We start from the raw sequence: 18,277 nt of genomic DNA, 5'->3' as shown, positions 1-18,277 counted from the left end.
CCCATGCCGAACTCAGAAGTGAAACGCCGTAGCGCCGATGGTAGTGTGGGGTCTCCCCATGCGAGAGTAGGGAACTGCCAGGCATCAAATTTAGTGTGCTGATATGGCTCAGTTGGTAGAGCGCACCCTTGGTAAGGGTGAGGTCCCCAGTTCGACTCTGGGTATCAGCACCAGTTTTTAGGTTAAAGTTCGGCACGTAGAAAAGAATTTGTCTGGCGGCTGTAGCGCGGTGGTCCCACCTGACCCCATGCCGAACTCAGAAGTGAAACGCCGTAGCGCCGATGGTAGTGTGGGGTCTCCCCATGCGAGAGTAGGGAACTGCCAGACATCAAATAAGTGAAAAGGCCATCCGAAAGGATGGCCTTTTTGCGTTCATGCGTATCAAAAAACGGCCGGATCTTTATCCGGCCAACGACTTTAATGTATTACCTGCGATAAAAACGCACGTGTACGTTCAGATCGTGGATTGGCAAAAAATTCATCTGGAGGCGCCTGTTCGACAATCTCACCCAGATCCATAAAGATCACCCGATCCGCTACCGTGCGGGCAAAGCCCATTTCATGTGTGACACACAGCATTGTCATTCCCGATTGCGCCAGGCCAATCATCGTATCCAGCACTTCCTTTACCATTTCTGGATCTAACGCTGACGTGGGCTCATCAAACAGCATGATTTTGGGTTTCATGCACAGCGAACGCGCAATGGCGACACGCTGTTGTTGGCCACCGGAAATTTGCCCGGGATACTTATGGGCATGTTCAGCAATGCGTACTCGTTCAAGGTAGTGCATTGCCAGCACTTCAGCTTCTTTCTTCGGCATCTTTTGCACCCAAATAGGGGCCAGTGTGCAGTTTTGCAGAACCGTTAAATGAGGGAAGAGATTAAAGTGCTGGAAGACCATGCCAACTTCCTGTCTGACACGTTCGATATTGCGGATATCTTCGTTGAGTTCAATTCCATCCACGACTATACGCCCTTGCTGATGTTCTTCCAGATGGTTAATGCAGCGGATAGTCGTCGATTTTCCGGAACCAGAAGGTCCGCACAATACGATACGCTCTCCCTGTTTTACCTGCAGGTTGATATTTTTCAGGACATGAAACTGCCCATACCATTTGTTGACGTTTTCCAGCGTAATCATCGCGTCAGTGGACGGCATTACTATTTTGCTCATAAATTCCTCAGTGCGGTGTCCGCCCGGTGTTAAAACGTTTTTCCAGATGCTGGCTATAGCGCGACATGCTGAAACAGAAAACCCAGTAAATCAGTGCAGCGAAAACATATCCCTCTGTCGACATCCCCAGCCAGGCCGGATCGACAGTTGCTTGCTGGACGCTGCTAAAGAGATCAAACAGGCCGATGATGATGACCAGGCTGGTATCCTTGAATAGCGCGATAATGGTATTGACCAAACCGGGAATGACCAGCTTCAGTGCCTGTGGAAGGATCACCAACCCCTGCGTTTTCCAGTACCCGAGTGCCAGTGATTCAGCTGCTTCATACTGACCTTTTGGTAAGGCCTGTAATCCTCCGCGTACCACTTCAGCAACATAGGCTGACTGGAAAAGAATGACGCCAACCAGTGCCCGAATAAGTTTGTCGATAGTTGTACCCTCCGACATAAATAGCGGGAGCATGACTGAGGACATAAACAGGACGGTTATAAGCGGTACACCACGCCAGAACTCAATGAAAATGACCGATAAAACACGTACGATCGGCATATGAGAACGGCGGCCTAACGCCAGCAAAATTCCCCATGGAAGCGCGCCCGCGATACCCACGGAGGCGATAATCAGCGTCAGTGTTAATCCTCCCCACTGCCGGGTTTCTACTCGCTCAATCCCGAGAAAACCACCGTACATCAGCCACCAGACGGTAAGGGGATACACCACCGCCCAGATGGCGATATAGCGGCCACGATGGGGGATGGTTTTCGAGAACATCGGGATGATGGAAAGCAGACCAATAATCAGGGCCAGATTTACGCGCCAGCGTTGATCGTGTGGATACAGTCCATACATAAATTGCCCAAAGCGCTCATGGATGAACACCCAACAAGCCCCTGCTTTTGTACAATCGGCCCGGGTAGAACCGACCCAGTTGGCCTGCAGGAATGCCCAGTTCAATAGCGGGGGAAGGAACGACCAAATAAGCCATACACATAGCAATGTGAGCAGGCTGTTTGACCAACTAGAGAACAGGTTTTTACGTACCCAAAATAGAATGCGACTTGCCTGGTTACTGCTCGGGCGCGCGGGGCGAGACAGCAGTGCTTTTGTCATCATGGCTCCTTAGCGCTCAATCAGTGCGATACGGCGGTTATAAATATTCATCAACAGAGAGATACTCAGGCTGATGATCAAGTAAACCGACATGGTGATGGCGATAGTTTCGATGGCCTGTCCTGTTTGATTGAGCACAGTACCGGCAAACAATGACACCATATCCGGGTAGCCAATGGCGGCTGCGAGAGAGGAGTTCTTGACGATATTCAGATACTGACTCGTCAGTGGGGGAATAATGACACGCAACGCCTGTGGGATGATGACCTGCCGCAGAGTTACCCGGTTTGGTAAGCCCAGAGAACGTGCTGCTTCATGTTGACCATAAGGGACTGCCTGAATCCCCGCCCGGATAATTTCTGCAATAAATGCAGAGGTGTATACAGAAAGCGCCAGTGTCAGGGCAGCCAATTCTGGAATAAGCACCATACCGCCACGGAAGTTAAACCCGCGCAGTTCAGGGATATCCCAGTGCAGCGCCGCACCGAAAATCCAATGTGAAATCATCGGTAGAAACACGATCAGGGCCAGAGCCGTAGGCCATGTTCGGCGTAACTGGCCTGTTTTGGTCTGGTGCATTTTGTTGAAGCGAAATAACCCAATGGTGATGATGACGGCAATCACGATCGCGGCACAGAAGGTAATCAGACCTTCTCCCATCTGTGGTGCCGGAATGTAGAGCCCACGATTGCTCAGAAAGACCAGATCCAGGGTACTGACAGCCTGCCGCGGTCCGGGCAAATTCCGTAATACGGCAAAATACCAAAAGAAGATCTGCAGCAATGGCGGGATATTGCGGAACGTTTCGATATAAATCGTAGAGAGCTTTCGTAGTAACCAGTTATCCGACAGCCGTGCCAGTCCGAGAAAAAAGCCGAGAAACGATGCGAAAACAATGCACAATGCGGAGACTAACAGCGTATTGAGCAGACCGACAAGAAAGACCCGACCGTATGTATCGCCCTGCTCATAATCAATCAGATGCTGGACGATACCAAATCCGGCACTGCGTTCGAGAAAAGAAAATCCCGAGGTAATACCGCGACTGCTTAGGTTATTAATGGTGTTATGAATGAGATAGACCGCAATGCTAACGACTGCAATCACAGCGAGTATTTGAAATAACCAGGCGCGGACCGCAGGGTTAGAAAAGGATAACGACCCTTTTACGTTTGAGCGGCGATGGGACATAAGAAAACCTCGGTAACTATGACTCTGGGCTGAGCGCCGCAGTTGCGGCGCTCGTTGCGTCACTGTGCATTAGCGCACGGGTGGTGCATACTGAATGCCACCGTTATTCCAGAGGTTGTTCTGTCCACGCTTGATCTTCAGCGGGCTTTCCGAGCCAACGTTACGTTCAAAGATCTCCGAGTAGTTACCTACTTGCTTGATAATGTTGTAAGCCCATTTGTTATCAAGTTTCAGATCCTTGCCATAGTCCCCCTCTTTACCTAACAGGTGCGCCATATCCGGTGTTGCAGGATTGGCTGCTTTTTCGTCAACATTTTTCGAATTAACACCCATCTCTTCGGCGTTCAGCATAGCGAACAATGTCCAGCGAACAATCGAGAACCACTCGTCGTCACCACGACGCACGACTGGTCCCAGTGGTTCTTTAGAAATCACTTCTGGCAGTACAATCCATTCTGCGGGGTTGCTCAGTTTGATCCGCAGGGCGTACAACTGAGACTGGTCGGAAGCCAGTGTATCGCAGCGCCCTGACTCCAGCGCTTTAGCGGACTCATCAGAACGGTCAAAGGTGACAGGGGTATACTTCATGTTATTGGCTTTAAAATAGTCGGCCACATTCAGTTCAGTATCTGTTCCTGCCTGAATACAAACCGTAGCGCCATCCAGTTCTTTAGCGCTCTTCAGACCCGCTTTATTATGGGTGAGAAAACCAATGCCGTCGTAATAGGTTACGCCGGTGAAAGACATGCCCATCCCCGCATCACGAGAGGAAGTCCATGTGGTATTACGGGAAAGCATATCGACCTCACCAGACTGTAACGCGGTGAAGCGTTCTTTGGCGGTGAGTGGGGTATATTTTACTTTGCTGTCATCACCAAATACGGCAGCGGCAACGCCACGACATACATCGACATCAATACCAGAGAATTTACCGCTTGCATCGGCGTAAGAAAAACCAGGCAGGCCATCACTGATACCACATTGCACAAAACCTTTTTTCTTTACGGCATCAAGAGTTGCGCCGGCATGTGCCTGATTTGCGACGGCAAGCAGCACGCCGGCCGCAGCCAGGCTGGCTATTATCATCTTTTTCATAGAGCATCCTGTGTGGTGGAATTATTGTTATGGAAACGTTCTACAAACGTCTTTTACCTGTCTGTGGCTTTGGCCATACTCTTCTAAGCAAAGGTAGTGCCAGGTTTTTGCGCACGATTATTCGACGCAATATGCAGAGTGTAGACAGGAAAAAATAAATGCAGCGCCCTGAAGTGGTGCAAAATTGAAACGTAAGCCACATTTCAGCGCAAAAAATTAATTTTCAGACAGGACGCAAGATAACAATTTCGGGCGTGAATACCTGTAGCGTGAGAATAATGAAAGGGATATGTGTTGTAACGAAGAATAGAGAAAATGCTAATTTTAGGTCGTGGATATGTGAAGAGAATCCATAATAATTTTATTTTATGAATGATGCCATGAACCAACGTTTTGTCTTATATAAAGATTTAATCATTATTGCTAAAAGCGCGGCAACGGCCGCGCTTTTATGATGATTTATTTCGTCAAGGCAACTATCCCAAGCGTCAAGCCGGCAACAGCGGCTGCACCACCGGCTATCGCTCCTGCCGTTTCCCAGTTATCCTGCGTGGTGCCTTTCATACAGGTATTGGTATGAACCAGACGCCCTTGATCGTCATAGACAGGCACGCAAGGGGAATCGTGTGCACAGCCAGCCAGTAATGCGGTAAGCAGTGCAACGGGTATTAATCTTTTCATGGTGTTACCTCAAAAATAAGCGTTTCGCTAATTGAGCAAAGGTAAACGCTCAGCCATCTGCGAACTCGACCGCTATTTTACCACTGCTTAAAAAAAGACTGACATGAGGAATAATCTCAATTCATGTGGATTGTAAAAATAATGGATAAAATGGGCGCACCTGAAAGTTCTTTCTGCAATGTTTCAGCAGAATTAAATGTCTATCTTATTAATAAATAAAGAACTCATCATCATGTAAAAAGGCGCCCATGGACGCCTTTATTTTACAAATTATTCGTGGTGCCGGCTAAAACGCCGTTTAACGACAACGAAGAAGACGGGAACGAAGAAGATCGCTAACAATGTTGCGGTGAGCATCCCCCCCATAACACCGGTACCAACAGCATTCTGCGCACCGCTACCTGCACCATGGCTGATAACCAGAGGCATAACCCCGAGAATAAACGCCAGGGATGTCATCAGGATAGGGCGAAGACGCATGCGGGAAGCCTCAAGAGTGGCTTCGATCAACCCTTTGCCTTCTTTGTCCATCAGGTCTTTGGCAAATTCGACGATCAGGATGGCATTTTTGGCAGAGAGTCCTATGGTCGTTAGCAGTCCCACCTGGAAGTACACGTCATTATTCATCCCGCGAAGTGACGCTGCAAGCAATGCTCCAACAACACCGAGCGGTACAACAAGCATGACAGAGAATGGAATCGACCAGCTTTCATACAATGCCGCAAGGCAAAGGAAGACGACGATCAGCGAGATGGCATACAGCGCCGGAGCCTGGTTACCTGACAGTCGTTCCTGATAGGACATTCCCGTCCAGTCATGACCGATACCATTTGGTAGTTTTTCCGCAAGGCTTTCCATCAAGGCCATTGCCTCACCGGTACTCCTGCCTGGTGCAGCTTCTCCCAGCAACTCCATTGATGGCATACCATTGTAGCGTTCCAGTCGTGGCGAGCCGTAAATCCAATGTGCTGAACTGAATGTAGAAAATGGCACCATTTCGCCATTGGCGCTGCGGACATACAGATTATTGATGTCCTCCGGCAACATACGGAATTTAGCATCTGCCTGGACATACACTTTTTTCACGCGGCCACGATCAATGAAGTCATTGACGTAATAGCCACCCAATGCGGCAGAGATGGTTTCGTTGATATCAGATAACGAAACCCCCAGTGCTTGTGCTTTTTCCTGATCGACATCCAGCTTGAATTGCGCGGTATCCTCAAGACCGTTAGGGCGTACGCGTACCAGCAGGTCAGGGTGTTTTGCCACCATGCCCAGCAGCTGGTTACGTGCTTGCGTTAGTGCGGCATGTCCCAGCCCGCCCTGGTCAATGAGTTCAAAGTCAAAACCGGTTGCCGTACCCAGTTCAACAATGGCAGGCATGTTGAAGGGGAACACTAAACCATCGCGAATCTGACTAAATGCCCGGGTTGCGCGGGCAATAACGGACTCAACGTTATTTTCGCTACCGCTACGTTCTTCCCAGGGTTTGAGGCTGACGAACGCCATCCCTGAGTTTTGTCCCTGACCGCTGAAGCTAAAGCCGTTAACTGTAAAAACGCTCTCGACGTTGGCTTTTTCATTGTTCAGATAGTAGTGAGTCACCTGATCCAGCACTTTCTGGGTGCGCTCTTGAGTGGCACCTGCCGGGAGCTGAATCATGGTCAGGAATACGCCCTGATCTTCCTCTGGCAGGAAAGAGGTTGGAAGGCGCATGAATAGCACAGCCATCCCAATCACAATGACCAGATACACCACCAGGTAACGCCCCGTTTTGCGAATGATTCCGCTGACGCTATTAGTGTAATGGTTGACGCTGTGGTCAAATTTGGCGTTAAACCAACCAAAGAAGCCGCTTTTTTTCTCGTGATGATCTGCAGAGACTGGCTTCAGTAATGTTGCACACAGTGCCGGAGTCAGAATCAATGCGACCAGCACGGAAAGCGCCATTGCTGAAACAATAGTGATTGAGAACTGTCGGTAAATTGCCCCAGTGGAACCGCCAAAGAAGGCCATTGGGATAAATACCGCAGACAGCACCATGGCGATACCGACCAGAGCCCCCTGAATTTGTGACATGGATTTTTCTGTCGCCTCTTTCGGCGGTAGATTATCTTCCATCATCACTCGTTCTACGTTTTCCACCACGACTATCGCGTCATCAACCAACAAGCCGATGGCGAGCACCATCCCGAACATCGTTAGGGTATTTATCGAGTAGCCAAACGCGGCAAGGACGGCAAATGTTCCCAACAATACGACGGGGACGGCGATGGTCGGAATGAGCGTTGCCCGGATGTTTTGCAGGAACAAATACATGACCAGGAAGACCAGTACTATCGCTTCAAAAAGCGTTTTTACCACTTCGTGAATAGAGAGCGTAACAAACGGCGTTGTGTCGTACGGATAGACAACCTTCATTCCCTGCGGGAAGAACGGTTGTAGCTCAACCAGTTTGGCTTTAATGGCGTTGGCGGTATCCAGTGCGTTTGCGCCGGTGGCCAGTTTAATACCGAGACCGGATGCAGGCTTACCGTTAATGCGAGCAACAACATTATAGTTTTCACCGCCCAGCTCAATACGCGCGACATCTTTCAGATGTACAACAGATCCATCGCTGTTCACACGTAAGGTAACTTTGCCGAACTCTTCTGGATCTTTCAGGCGTGTTTGCGCAATGATCGAGGCATTAAGCTGCTGATCAGGCAATGCCGGCGTACCGCCTAACTGACCTGCAGCTATCTGATCGTTCTGCACTTTTAACTGATTAATGACATCGACAGGTGTGAGTTTGTACTTGTTCAGCAAGTTCGCATCCAGCCAGATGCGCATGGCGTACTGAGCGCCAAACAGTTGCACGTCGCCAACGCCGTTCAGACGACTGATGGTGTCTTTAACGTTAGAGGCAACGTAATCGGAGATGTCATCCTGCGTAGTTTGCGGATTGTCAGAAACAAAACCCGCAACCATCAAAAAGCTGCTACTCGATTTCTCAACACTGATACCCTGCTGCTGGACTTCCTGCGGCAGAAGCGGTGTGGCGAGCTGCAATTTATTTTGCACCTGGACCTGCGCGATATCAGGGTCGGTCCCAGACTGGAACGTCAGTGTAATGGTCACGCTCCCGGCGGAATCGCTGGTGGAGGACATATACATCAGGTTATCGATACCGTTCATGTTCTGTTCGATAACCTGCGTTACTGTGTCCTGTACCGTCTGCGCATCCGCACCCGGATAGGTTGCGGAAATTGCTACGGCAGGGGGCGCGATGGTAGGGTACTGCGCCACGGGCAGTTGCATGATCGCCAAAGCGCCTGCCATCATCAGAATGATGGCCAGCACCCAGGCAAAGATAGGTCGCCTAATAAAAAAGTTTGCCATGTCCGCTTACCTTATTGCGCCGCAGTTGCTGCCGGGGCATCGGTAGTGGCTTTAACCTGCACGCCAGGACGTGCTTTCTGTAAGCCGCTCACGATGACTTTATCGCCGGGTTTTAAACCGTCGCTAATCAGCCATTTGTCGCCAATGGCTTGCGCGGCGACAACGGCACGAGACTCAACCTGATTCTTGTCGTTAACGACCATCACTGTGGCATCACCACGCGGAGTACGTGTTACACCTTGTTGCGGAACGAGAATGGCATTGGGCTGTACACCTTCATCGATACGCGCCCGAACAAACATGCCCGGTAACAGGGTGTGCTGCGGGTTAGGGAATACGGCTCTGAGGGTGATGGATCCGGTGCTTTCATCAACCGTAACGTCAGAAAATTGCAAAGAGCCTTTCAGTGGGTAGGACTGGCCATTTTCCATCACCAGTTCAACAGTGCTGCTGGAGCTGTCTTTATGCAGGCTACCTTGTTCAATGGATTGCTTGAGGCGCATGAAGTCGTTGCTGGACTGCGTGACATCGACATAAATAGGATCAAGTTGCTGAACGGTAGCCAACTCTGTTGCCTGGCCATTGGTGACCAGCGCCCCTTCAGTGACGTTAGATTTACCAATACGTCCGCTAATGGGCGATGTGACTTTGGTGTAGGCAAGATTAATGCGAGCGCTTTCAACGGCTGCTTTTGCTGCAGTAACAGAAGCATCTGCCTGACGTGCATCAGCAATGGCCTGATCATACTCTTGTTGGCTGATGTACTTTGTGCCGACCAGCGGGATGTAACGTTTCACGGTTAAATGCGCAATTGCAGCAGCCGCTTCACTCTTCGCCAGCTCACCTTTGGCGCTGTCATAGTCTGCCTGGTAGGTTGCGGGATCGATCTGATAGAGCGATTGACCTGCTTCAACATCACTCCCTTCGGTGAAATTTCGTTTAAGTACAATCCCACTGACCTGAGGGCGGACTTCAGCAATACGGAATGAGGTCGTTCGTCCCGGCAATTCAGTTGTCACAGCCAGAGGGGCCGACTCAACGACATGGACAGTAACCTGTGGCTCGGCAGGATGAGCTTGTGTATCCCCCTGATCGTTACAACCGGCGAGTAATGCAGCGGAGATGATGATGAATGAGGGCAGGAGTGAGAACCTGGCATTTTTCGTCATTACTGTTCCTTAAAAAACCGAAAGCCCGTTATTTACCGGGTGAGGCAAGGGAGATAACGTGCATAAAAAATAATAGTTGGCTATCCTACAAATTATTAGCTTGCGATGTAAGCAATACTTATTTATGTGTGCGATGCACGGCACGTAAAAACAAAAAAAGAGTAATCAACTGCCGACTTATTATGTCGTTAATAGCAATGCTATGATGCGTATAAATACATATTGAAATGATTATTTGATTGGTGAATATATTGACGTCGTTTATTCGTTTTGATTATTTGTGTGTAATCAGCACAATGAAATAGTTTAGAACTCGTTTAAACAATCACCAGATGATACATTTATTCCGTATAGTAAATATTCGATAAGAAAGTTAATCATTCTCTACTCTGTCTCAGGCATTCGGAACTATGGCCAGAAAAACGAAAGCTGATGCCCTCAAAACGCGCCAGCTCCTGATTGAAACAGCGATAGCGCAGTTTGCCGCGCGCGGCGTAAGCAATACAACGCTAAACGACATTGCGGACGCCGCCAACGTGACGCGGGGGGCGCTTTACTGGCATTTTGAAAATAAGACCCAGCTGTTTAATGAGCTATGGTCACAACAGCCTCCTCTCCGCTACCTTATTCAGGAAAAGCTCATTGGTCGTTGGGGGGATAATCCTTTACAGCGGTTGCGTGAGAAATTAGTTGTAGGTTTGCAATATATTGCTGAGAATCCTCGCCAGCAGGCATTAATGCAAATTTTATATCATAAATGTGAATTTCATAACGATATGATATCAGAGCAGGCGATTCGCGATAAAATAGGAATTAGTCACCAAAGTATTCGTGAGTCTTTGCAGCAGTGTGCGGTTAACAATCTGATCGCTCCCAGCCTTGATTTAGACGTTATCATCATTATTTTGCATGGTAGTTTTAGCGGAATAATAAAAAACTGGTTAATGAATCCAGCGAGTTATGATCTCTACCAACAAGCACCTGTATTAGTCGATAATGTATTAAAAATGTTAAGCTCTGATGGTTGTATGCTGCAATTGATTCAGGGTGAGGATCAGGCTGGCTAGTTTCTGCCGCCATGAACTGACGGCAGTTACAGAACGGTAAGCCACCGGGCGCGCTACTCGAGGTCGGCGCAATTGACCAGCTTGAGGGGATTCACTGAGTTCATATTCCGGCACTTGTCGTGCTCTGTTGTCATCAACTCTATCCATTGAATGAGTAGTGCATCAAAAAGAAAAACAAAGACAGCAAAAACAACCAGCCACCAATACTTGCGAATCATTACCAAATCCTGTGTATTCATGCCCAAGTGTGCAGGGAATATACACGAAATCTAAAAGCTGAAAAGCAGACTTACAATGCTTTTACTTTGCTGAAATTCCACCGCTCTTTTCCGGTAATCGACTCTTTTTAGACAGGTTTTTCGTCTTGCGCTTTTTCACCTTTGCAAGCTCATCCTCTGAAAAATGGGAGCTAATACGCAGTCTCCGCAGCCCCATTTTTACGTATTCATCATTGATTTCAATACCGACAAACTGACGCCCCAAATCCACTGCGGTTGCCCCGGTAGTGAAGCTACCCGCGAACGGATCTAACACCCAGTCGTTTGGATTCGAGGAGGCTAAAATGATGCGTTCCAGCAGAGCTTTAGGCTTTTGGGTTGGGTGGTTTTCGTATTCATCCATCAGGTAGCGAACGCGTGGAAACTCCCAGACATTACCAGGTACTTTTTTATGATTGTAGGGTTGAGGTGGGTTCTTTCTGTAATCGATCAGCGCGCGTTTCGCCCCAGTTTTCGCTTCAACCAAAATATCATCACGGTTAAATGTATAACTTTTTGGGTCTTTGACCATCATCAGGATCGGTTCATACATGGACCCAAAGTACTTTTTAGCCTGTACTCCTGAGCTATCATAGGCCCATACAATACGGCTTTTGATGGTAAATAGCTGTCGGCATTTGAGATCGATGTACGGCATGTTTTCCGTACTGTTCATGATGTACATGGTGCCTTGTGGCTTTAATATTCGATGGCATTCATCAATGCACTCGAACAGCCAGGCCAGAAAGCTCTCTTCGTCCCAGGATTCTACCAACCCGTCAAAATCTTTCCCGATGTTATAAGGCGGGTCGGCAAAGATCAGATCGATGCTTTCAGACGGCAGCTTTTTCAGTTCAGTTAGCGCATCACCCTGGATTATCTTTTTTGATTCGTCACCAAAGTAGACAGGTTCACATCTTGCTTTCATCACCAAAGCCTCCGTGTGACGCGAATAAAAAAGGCGCTTCCCCATGCCGAGTAGCGCCTTTTAAAACAAACATTTCGCTGATTAGTATCAGTTCATGCCGTATTTTTTCAGTTTTTTACGCAGCGTACCACGGTTGATGCCCATCATCAGGGCAGCACGGGTCTGGTTACCGCGGGTGTATTGCATCACCATGTCCAACAGGGGCTGTTCTACTTCAGCCAGTACCAGCTCATAGAGATCGTTAACATCCTGACCATTCAATTGAGCAAAATAGTTCTTCAGTGCCTGTTTAACCGAGTCACGCAGGGGTTTTTGAGTTACCTGATCCTGAGAGTTAACGGTAGAAACGGTCAGTACGTCAGAATTTACGCGTTGTTCGAACATAGTTCTGTCAGCTCTTTATTTCTGTTTACGCAAAATTTTCGAAGTATGCCTCCAACGCCGCCAGCTGTTCGCTGGAATCTTCAATGGCGTTGAATGTGCGCCGAAACTGGTCATCTGGAGCGTGTTCCTGGAGATACCAGGATACGTGTTTACGCGCAATTCGGTACCCTTTTGCCTGACCATAAAAGTCGTGCAATTCCCGAACATGCGCACAAAGCAAGCGCTTCACCTCTGCCAGAGGCAGCGGGGGCAGCAGCTCCCCAGTGTCCAGATAATGCTGGATTTCCCGAAAGATCCAGGGTCTTCCCTGAGCTGCACGTCCTATCATCAGGGCATCCGCCCCCGTATAGTCGAGTACAGCTCTGGCTTTATGCGGGTCAGTAATGTCGCCATTCGCGATAATCGGAATGGAAACTTTCTGCTTAACTGCCCGAATACTGTCGTACTCAGCATCTCCATTGAACAAACAGGCGCGGGTGCGTCCATGAATGGTCAGAGCCTGAATGCCACAGTCTTCAGCCAGTTGGGCAATCTCTACGCAGTTACGGTGTTCCGGAGCCCATCCGGTGCGAATCTTGAGTGTGACAGGAACGTCCACCGCATTGACGACCTCGGTTAGTATCGATTTCACTAAATCCGGGTACTGCAAGAGGGCTGAACCTGCGAGCTTGCGATTCACTTTTTTAGCCGGACACCCCATATTGATATCAATAATCTGGGCGCCGCTTTCCACGTTAATACGTGCGGCATCAGCCATCTCAACAGGGTCGCTACCGGCAATTTGCACCGTGCGAATTCCTGGCTCATCAACGTGCACCATTCGTAAACGAGATTTGTCGCTTTCCCAAACCTGCGGGTTAGAAGACATCATCTCGGATACCGTCAATCCTGCTCCCATCTCATAGCACAGCGTCCTGAATGGTCTGTCAGTGATGCCAGCCATAGGTGCTGCGATCAGGCGATTTCTGAGCTGATATTGTCCGATGCGCATGAGTTAAGAAATGACCATACTGTGACTGCAAGGCGGCGTATATTACGCATTTTTTGCATGAGATGAAAGGCCAAACTTTGACCAATCCACTGAGGTGGATCAATGAATTGCCGTAAATCTGAGCGGGTGAAAATAATTAATCATATAAATCATTGCATTATAAAAATGTGTCGATTTTATATACGCATATAATTTTGCGTAACTTCTCATTTTTTCTTCGAGGCCAGGCGGCCTGACAAGATAATCTGCTGAATTAATCAGCAGATTATTGTGACATAGTGTGACTATGCTCTCATTTCAGAACATGATCGTAGGGTTTTCTGAGGATTACTCGACAATCACGCGGTCATTGAGCGGTTGTGCCATCAATGGCCACAGTATCATCGGTCGAGGCCGCCTGTAGACCCGCCGGGAGGGTATGACCATTGTTGATGAGCGTGACCGTCCCATCGGTATTGTGAATGCTAAGCGGCGAGAGGTGCGCTGTAAGCACTGTGTCGATGTTGATCGGGGATTGATTCCTCCCGGTCTGGCAAGTTTTGTACTCTTCACTGAGTGCGCCCCGGTGTTCTGGAGAACCTTCTCCCCCGTAACCCCAGTGAGATGCAAAAACCGTTGCAGGCATGATGCTTAGCACCAGCAGCGCCGCCTACCTAATGTTGCTTTCATACAATTCGTCTAATGAATAATTAATGTTATTTTATATTTTAACTTCAATGGGTTAAGTGGGTTGTTTTAGCGTTGTGACGGCGGCGGGGGAGGTACAAAAAAAGGGAAAACGTGGCCTACAGAGAGGCCACGGGAAAGGACTATTTTTTCTTGCCGGTAATACGACACCACTCTTCTTTTTCGATGACGGGATCGAGCGTAAAGAGATCGGCATAGGCTTCGCAGACACTGTCAGCCTGGCTGGCCAGAATCCCGGAAAGCCCCAGCAAACCGCCTTCAACGGGCAGGACGCTGATTAACGGTGCCAGTTCACGTAATGGGCCAGCCAGGATGTTAGCGACCACCACATCGGCTTTCATGGCGTCTGGCTGGTCCTGCGGTAGATACAGCTCCAGGCGGTCAGATACGCCATTACGCTGGGCGTTATCGCGGCTTGCCTGAATGGCCTGCGGATCGATATCGACACCAATCGCTTTTGCTGCTCCGAGTTTCAGTGCTGCAATTGCCAGGATGCCGGAGCCGCAGCCAAAGTCGATCACTGTTTTACCGTTAAGGTCGAGACCATCGAGCCACTGCAGGCACAGAGAGGTCGTTGGATGAGTGCCTGTGCCAAACGCCAGACCCGGGTCCAGCATCACATTGACTGCGTTCTCATCCGGGACATCACGCCAGCTCGGGCAAATCCACAGACGTTCACCAAAGCGCATGGGGTGGAAATTGTCCATCCATTCGCGTTCCCAGTCTTTATCTTCAAGCTGTTCGATTTTATGCACGAAGCCTTCGCCCAGCAGCGGGTGCTGTTCCAGAATAGCAACCACTTCTTTCATGTCGGTTTCGGCATCGAACAGACCAATGACATCGGTATCGCCCCACAGGCGAGTTTCACCCGGCAGGGGCTCGAACACAGGCGTATCATGCGTGTCCTGGAAAGTGATGGAAACAGCGCCTGCTTCCATCAGTGCATCGCTTAACTCTTCTGCGTTAGCACCCGTTGTGTTCAGTTTCAGTTGGATCCATGGCATGGCAAAACTCTTTATTTATCAGTAGTCAATATGGCAGCTTGCGGGGCGGCAGAACCGAAACGGTTTCCGACCAGGAAAGCCAGCAAACTTATCAGCAACGAGGGCACTATCGGATGGAAGCCCAGGTACTGAACGTTAAAGGTCGCGAGGACGGCATACAACACGCCGCCGACAATCATGGCGCTCAATGCGCCTGCGGCGTTCGCCCGCTCCCAGTACAGGCCCAGCACCAGTGGCCACAGGAAGACCGCTTCCAACCCGCCAAACGCCAGCAGGTTGAGCCAGATAATCATCTCTGGTGGTTTCCAGGCGGCCAGCAGCAGTAATGCACCCAGCAGTAAGGTGATCACAGCGGACATGCGCTTCAGACGCGTTTCATTTTTCAGTTGTTCCGGGCGAATGTTCAGATAAAGATCTTTAATGATCGTAGCGGAACTTTGCAGCAATTGGGCATTGATCGTCGACATGATCGCAGCCATCGGCGCGGCCAGGAAGATCCCGGCGGCAAACGGTGGTAAAACTTTTACCATCAGAGTCGGGATCACCAGATCTGGTACCGTCAGGTCAGGGAGAACCGCACGTCCCAACGCACCCGCCAGATGCATGCCAAACATCAGGATTGCCACCACGATGGTGCCGATAATAATCCCACGGTGTACCGCTTTGCTGTCTTTATAGGAGATGCAGCGTACCGCCGTATGCGGCAGTCCAATCACGCCAAAGCACACCAGCACCCAGAACGATGTCATAAATGTGGGTGACAAAATGTCATCTGCGCCTTGTGGTGATACCAGTTTAGGATCGATGGTTTGCAGGGTCTCAACCGCATGGCTAAGGCCACCGGCAGCGTGGACGACGCCTACCAGCAGGACGATCGTACCGATCAGCATCACCATACCCTGCATCGTGTCATTCAGTACGCTGGCGCGGAATCCGCCAAACGCCGTGTAGAGCGCAATACTGACGCCAAAGATCAGCAGGCCAGTTTCGTACGGAATGCCCGCGGCAGTTTCCAGCAAACGTGCGCCGCCGATGAACTGTACCGTCATCGCCCCAACGAAGGCGACCAGCAGGCTAAGGCTCGCCAGCCAGACCAGTAACCGGCTTTGATAGCGGGCAAACAGCATATCGTTGAGGGTTACGGCATTATAGCGTCGCGCCAGAATAGCGAATTTCTTACCGAGAATACCCAGCGAAAGCCAGACGGCGGGTAACTGGATCATTGCCAGCAACACCCAGCCCAGTCCGTATTTGTATGCCGCACCGGGACCACCAATAAAGGAGCTTGCGCTAATGTAGGTTGCGGTTAGCGTCATGGCTAATACGACCCCGCCCATCGAGCGGCTGCCGAGGAAATATTCATTCAGGAAAGTGCCGGTCGTGCGTTTTCTCATGGCGTAAACAGAGAGACCGAACACTACCAGAAGATAGGCAACCAGCGGCAAAATCACTTCAAGCTGCATCGTCATCCTCCAGCGGAATGTCGCGATAGATAAACTTCACCATCGCCCAGCACAGTACTATGAAAACCAGCGGCGTAAGCAGGCAGGCCATTTCGAACCAGTGCGGTAAGCCGGTAAAACCCAGCGTTGAATCTGGTAAGTAAGCGGCCACTAACCATGTGGCAAGATATAAAAGGGTCAGCCACAGCGCCCAGCGCGCCTCTTTATGGGCCTGAACAAAACGAGCGTCCATTTTTTGTCCCTTGTGGATAAAGAAAGCGGGGATTGTACCTTATGGCACGTACGGGAGGGGAGAAAAACAAAAGGCCGGAATTTCCGGCCTTTTCGGTTAACGCGTGCTTACTTTTCCTGAAGTCCGAGTTTTTTCTCCAGGTAGTGGATGTTGGTTCCACCGTGCTGGAAGTGCTCGTCATTCATGATGCGGATCTGCAGATCAACGTTGGTTTTGATACCGTCGATGATCAGTTCCTGCAATGCGTTTTTCATACGGGCAATTGCCACGTCGCGGTTTTCACCGTAGCAAATCAGCTTACCGATCATTGAGTCATAGTACGGAGGTACAGTGTAGCCTGCGTAAATATGAGACTCCCAGCGAACACCAAAGCCACCCGGCGCGTGGAAACGCGTGATTTTGCCCGGGCTTGGCAGGAAGGTGTTCGGGTCTTCGGCGTTGATACGGCATTCTACCGCGTGGCCTTTAACCACAACTTCGTCCTGCTTAATGGATAACGGCTGGCCAGCAGCGATACGCAACTGTTCTTTGATCAGGTCAACGCCCGTGATCATCTCAGTGACCGGGTGTTCAACCTGAATACGGGTGTTCATTTCAATGAAGTAGAACTCACCGTTTTCGAACAGGAACTCGAAAGTACCTGCCCCACGATAGCCGATATCAACACAGGCTTTGGCACAACGCTCGCCGATATAGCGACGCAGTTCCGGGGTGATACCCGGCGCAGGTGCTTCTTCGACGACTTTCTGGTGACGACGCTGCATGGAGCAGTCACGTTCAGCCAGATAAATCGCGTTACCCTGACCGTCAGCCAGCACCTGAATTTCGATGTGGCGTGGGTTTTCCAGGTATTTCTCCATGTAGACCATATCGTTGTTGAAAGCTGCTTTCGCTTCCGCTTTGGTCATGGAGATGGATTGCGCCAGTTCAGCATCACTGCGCACGACGCGCATACCGCGTCCGCCGCCGCCGCCGGAGGCTTTGATGATTACCGGATAGCCGATGCGTTTGGCATGAGCGCGGTTAGCGTCCATGTCGTCGCCCAACGGGCCGTCAGAACCTGGAACGGTCGGTACGCCAGCTTTCTTCATCGCAGTAATCGCGGACACTTTGTCACCCATCAGACGGATGGTGTCAGCTTTCGGGCCGATGAAGATAAAACCAGAACGTTCTACCTGTTCAGCGAAGTTGGCGTTCTCAGAGAGGAAGCCATAACCCGGGTGGATTGCCACTGCGCCGGTGATTTCAGCGGCGCTAATGATTGCCGGGATGTTCAGATAGCTTTTAACGGACGGAGCAGGGCCAATACAGACCGTCTCATCCGCCAGCAATACGTGTTTTAAATCACGATCCGCGCTTGAGTGCACAGCGACAGTCTTGATGCCCAGTTCTTTACAGGCACGAAGAATACGCAAGGCAATCTCGCCGCGGTTAGCGATGACAATTTTATCCAACAT

17 protein-coding genes, 1 tRNA gene and 1 rRNA gene are annotated in these 18,277 nt (G+C 49.9%); 3 read left to right on the top strand and 16 right to left on the bottom strand.

Translation table 11 applies throughout. The features are described 5' to 3' along the window. Nucleotides 1–97: 97 nt before the first annotated feature. Nucleotides 98–173 (top strand) — tRNA-Thr (locus ACLJXE_RS10935). Nucleotides 174–211: 38 nt separating this feature from the next. Beyond that, a 5S ribosomal RNA gene (rrf, locus tag ACLJXE_RS10930) occupies nt 212–327 on the top strand. Nucleotides 328–417: 90 nt separating this feature from the next. Here rrf and ACLJXE_RS10925 read toward each other — a convergent pair. From ACLJXE_RS10925 to ACLJXE_RS10895, 7 genes are all read right to left on the bottom strand, one after another. Next, nucleotides 418–1,176 (bottom strand): amino acid ABC transporter ATP-binding protein, encoded by a 759-nt coding sequence (locus ACLJXE_RS10925; protein ID WP_286629346.1) that lies wholly within the window; start codon nt 1,174–1,176, stop codon nt 418–420. A gap of 7 nt (nt 1,177–1,183) precedes the next feature. Then, on the bottom strand, nt 1,184–2,287 hold the full coding sequence (locus tag ACLJXE_RS10920; RefSeq protein WP_410750858.1) for an amino acid ABC transporter permease: 1,104 nt from the start codon (nt 2,285–2,287) through the stop codon (nt 1,184–1,186). A 9-nt stretch (nt 2,288–2,296) separates the two neighbouring features. Then, entirely contained in the window at nt 2,297–3,478 is a 1,182-nt protein-coding gene (locus ACLJXE_RS10915) for an amino acid ABC transporter permease (protein ID WP_410750847.1), read from the bottom strand. Between the two features lie 69 nt (nt 3,479–3,547). After that, nucleotides 3,548–4,573: an amino acid ABC transporter substrate-binding protein gene (locus tag ACLJXE_RS10910; protein WP_202037597.1), complete on the bottom strand. Its 1,026-nt coding sequence runs from the start codon at nt 4,571–4,573 to the stop codon at nt 3,548–3,550. A 459-nt stretch (nt 4,574–5,032) separates the two neighbouring features. Then, the gene (locus tag ACLJXE_RS10905) at nt 5,033–5,254 is read right to left on the bottom strand and encodes a membrane protein (RefSeq protein ID WP_048213468.1); all 222 of its coding nucleotides are present in this window, start codon (nt 5,252–5,254) and stop codon (nt 5,033–5,035) included. A 270-nt stretch (nt 5,255–5,524) separates the two neighbouring features. Then, nucleotides 5,525–8,638, bottom strand: a complete 3,114-nt coding sequence (locus tag ACLJXE_RS10900) for an efflux RND transporter permease subunit (protein ID WP_410750846.1) — start codon at nt 8,636–8,638, stop codon at nt 5,525–5,527. Between the two features lie 11 nt (nt 8,639–8,649). Then, complete coding sequence (locus ACLJXE_RS10895; RefSeq protein ID WP_410750845.1) at nt 8,650–9,807, bottom strand: efflux RND transporter periplasmic adaptor subunit; 1,158 nt, start codon at nt 9,805–9,807, stop codon at nt 8,650–8,652. Nucleotides 9,808–10,217: 410 nt separating this feature from the next. On the opposite strand from ACLJXE_RS10895, the gene envR reads away from it, so the two are divergent. Continuing rightward, nucleotides 10,218–10,874, top strand: coding sequence for an acrEF/envCD operon transcriptional regulator (envR, locus tag ACLJXE_RS10890; RefSeq protein WP_410750844.1), 657 nt, complete (start codon nt 10,218–10,220; stop codon nt 10,872–10,874). A gap of 53 nt (nt 10,875–10,927) precedes the next feature. Here envR and ACLJXE_RS10885 read toward each other — a convergent pair whose 3' ends face one another. The 9 genes from ACLJXE_RS10885 to accC form a co-directional block, all read right to left on the bottom strand. Then, entirely contained in the window at nt 10,928–11,092 is a 165-nt protein-coding gene (locus tag ACLJXE_RS10885) for a DUF2556 family protein (protein ID WP_410750843.1), read from the bottom strand. An 82-nt stretch (nt 11,093–11,174) separates the two neighbouring features. Beyond that, nucleotides 11,175–12,059, bottom strand: a complete 885-nt coding sequence (gene yhdJ / locus ACLJXE_RS10880; RefSeq protein ID WP_410750857.1) for an adenine-specific DNA-methyltransferase — start codon at nt 12,057–12,059, stop codon at nt 11,175–11,177. 87 nt (nt 12,060–12,146) lie between these two features. Then, nucleotides 12,147–12,443: a DNA-binding transcriptional regulator Fis gene (gene fis, locus ACLJXE_RS10875; RefSeq protein WP_000462905.1), complete on the bottom strand. Its 297-nt coding sequence runs from the start codon at nt 12,441–12,443 to the stop codon at nt 12,147–12,149. A gap of 25 nt (nt 12,444–12,468) precedes the next feature. Continuing rightward, a complete protein-coding gene (gene dusB / locus ACLJXE_RS10870) occupies nt 12,469–13,434 on the bottom strand; it encodes a tRNA dihydrouridine synthase DusB (protein WP_003025224.1) in 966 nt (321 codons plus the stop codon). 346 nt (nt 13,435–13,780) lie between these two features. Further along, nucleotides 13,781–14,059, bottom strand: a complete 279-nt coding sequence (locus ACLJXE_RS10865; RefSeq protein ID WP_410750842.1) for a carbonic anhydrase family protein — start codon at nt 14,057–14,059, stop codon at nt 13,781–13,783. Nucleotides 14,060–14,243: 184 nt separating this feature from the next. After that, nucleotides 14,244–15,125: a 50S ribosomal protein L11 methyltransferase gene (gene prmA, locus ACLJXE_RS10860; protein WP_410750841.1), complete on the bottom strand. Its 882-nt coding sequence runs from the start codon at nt 15,123–15,125 to the stop codon at nt 14,244–14,246. An 11-nt stretch (nt 15,126–15,136) separates the two neighbouring features. Next, nucleotides 15,137–16,588, bottom strand: a complete 1,452-nt coding sequence (gene panF, locus ACLJXE_RS10855; RefSeq protein WP_410750840.1) for a sodium/pantothenate symporter — start codon at nt 16,586–16,588, stop codon at nt 15,137–15,139. Continuing rightward, nucleotides 16,578–16,820 carry a YhdT family protein gene (locus ACLJXE_RS10850; protein WP_016154721.1) on the bottom strand — a complete coding sequence of 81 codons (243 nt, stop codon included), beginning with the start codon at nt 16,818–16,820 and terminating at the stop codon, nt 16,578–16,580. Before ACLJXE_RS10850 ends, panF begins: the two co-directional genes overlap by 11 nt. A 107-nt stretch (nt 16,821–16,927) precedes the next feature. Continuing rightward, complete coding sequence (gene accC / locus ACLJXE_RS10845) at nt 16,928–18,277, bottom strand: acetyl-CoA carboxylase biotin carboxylase subunit (RefSeq protein ID WP_003828838.1); 1,350 nt, start codon at nt 18,275–18,277, stop codon at nt 16,928–16,930.

The organism is Citrobacter sp. U14242 (assembly GCF_046555775.1).
GTDB lineage: Bacteria > Pseudomonadota > Gammaproteobacteria > Enterobacterales > Enterobacteriaceae > Citrobacter.
This window is presented reverse-complemented; position numbering and strand designations above follow the sequence as displayed.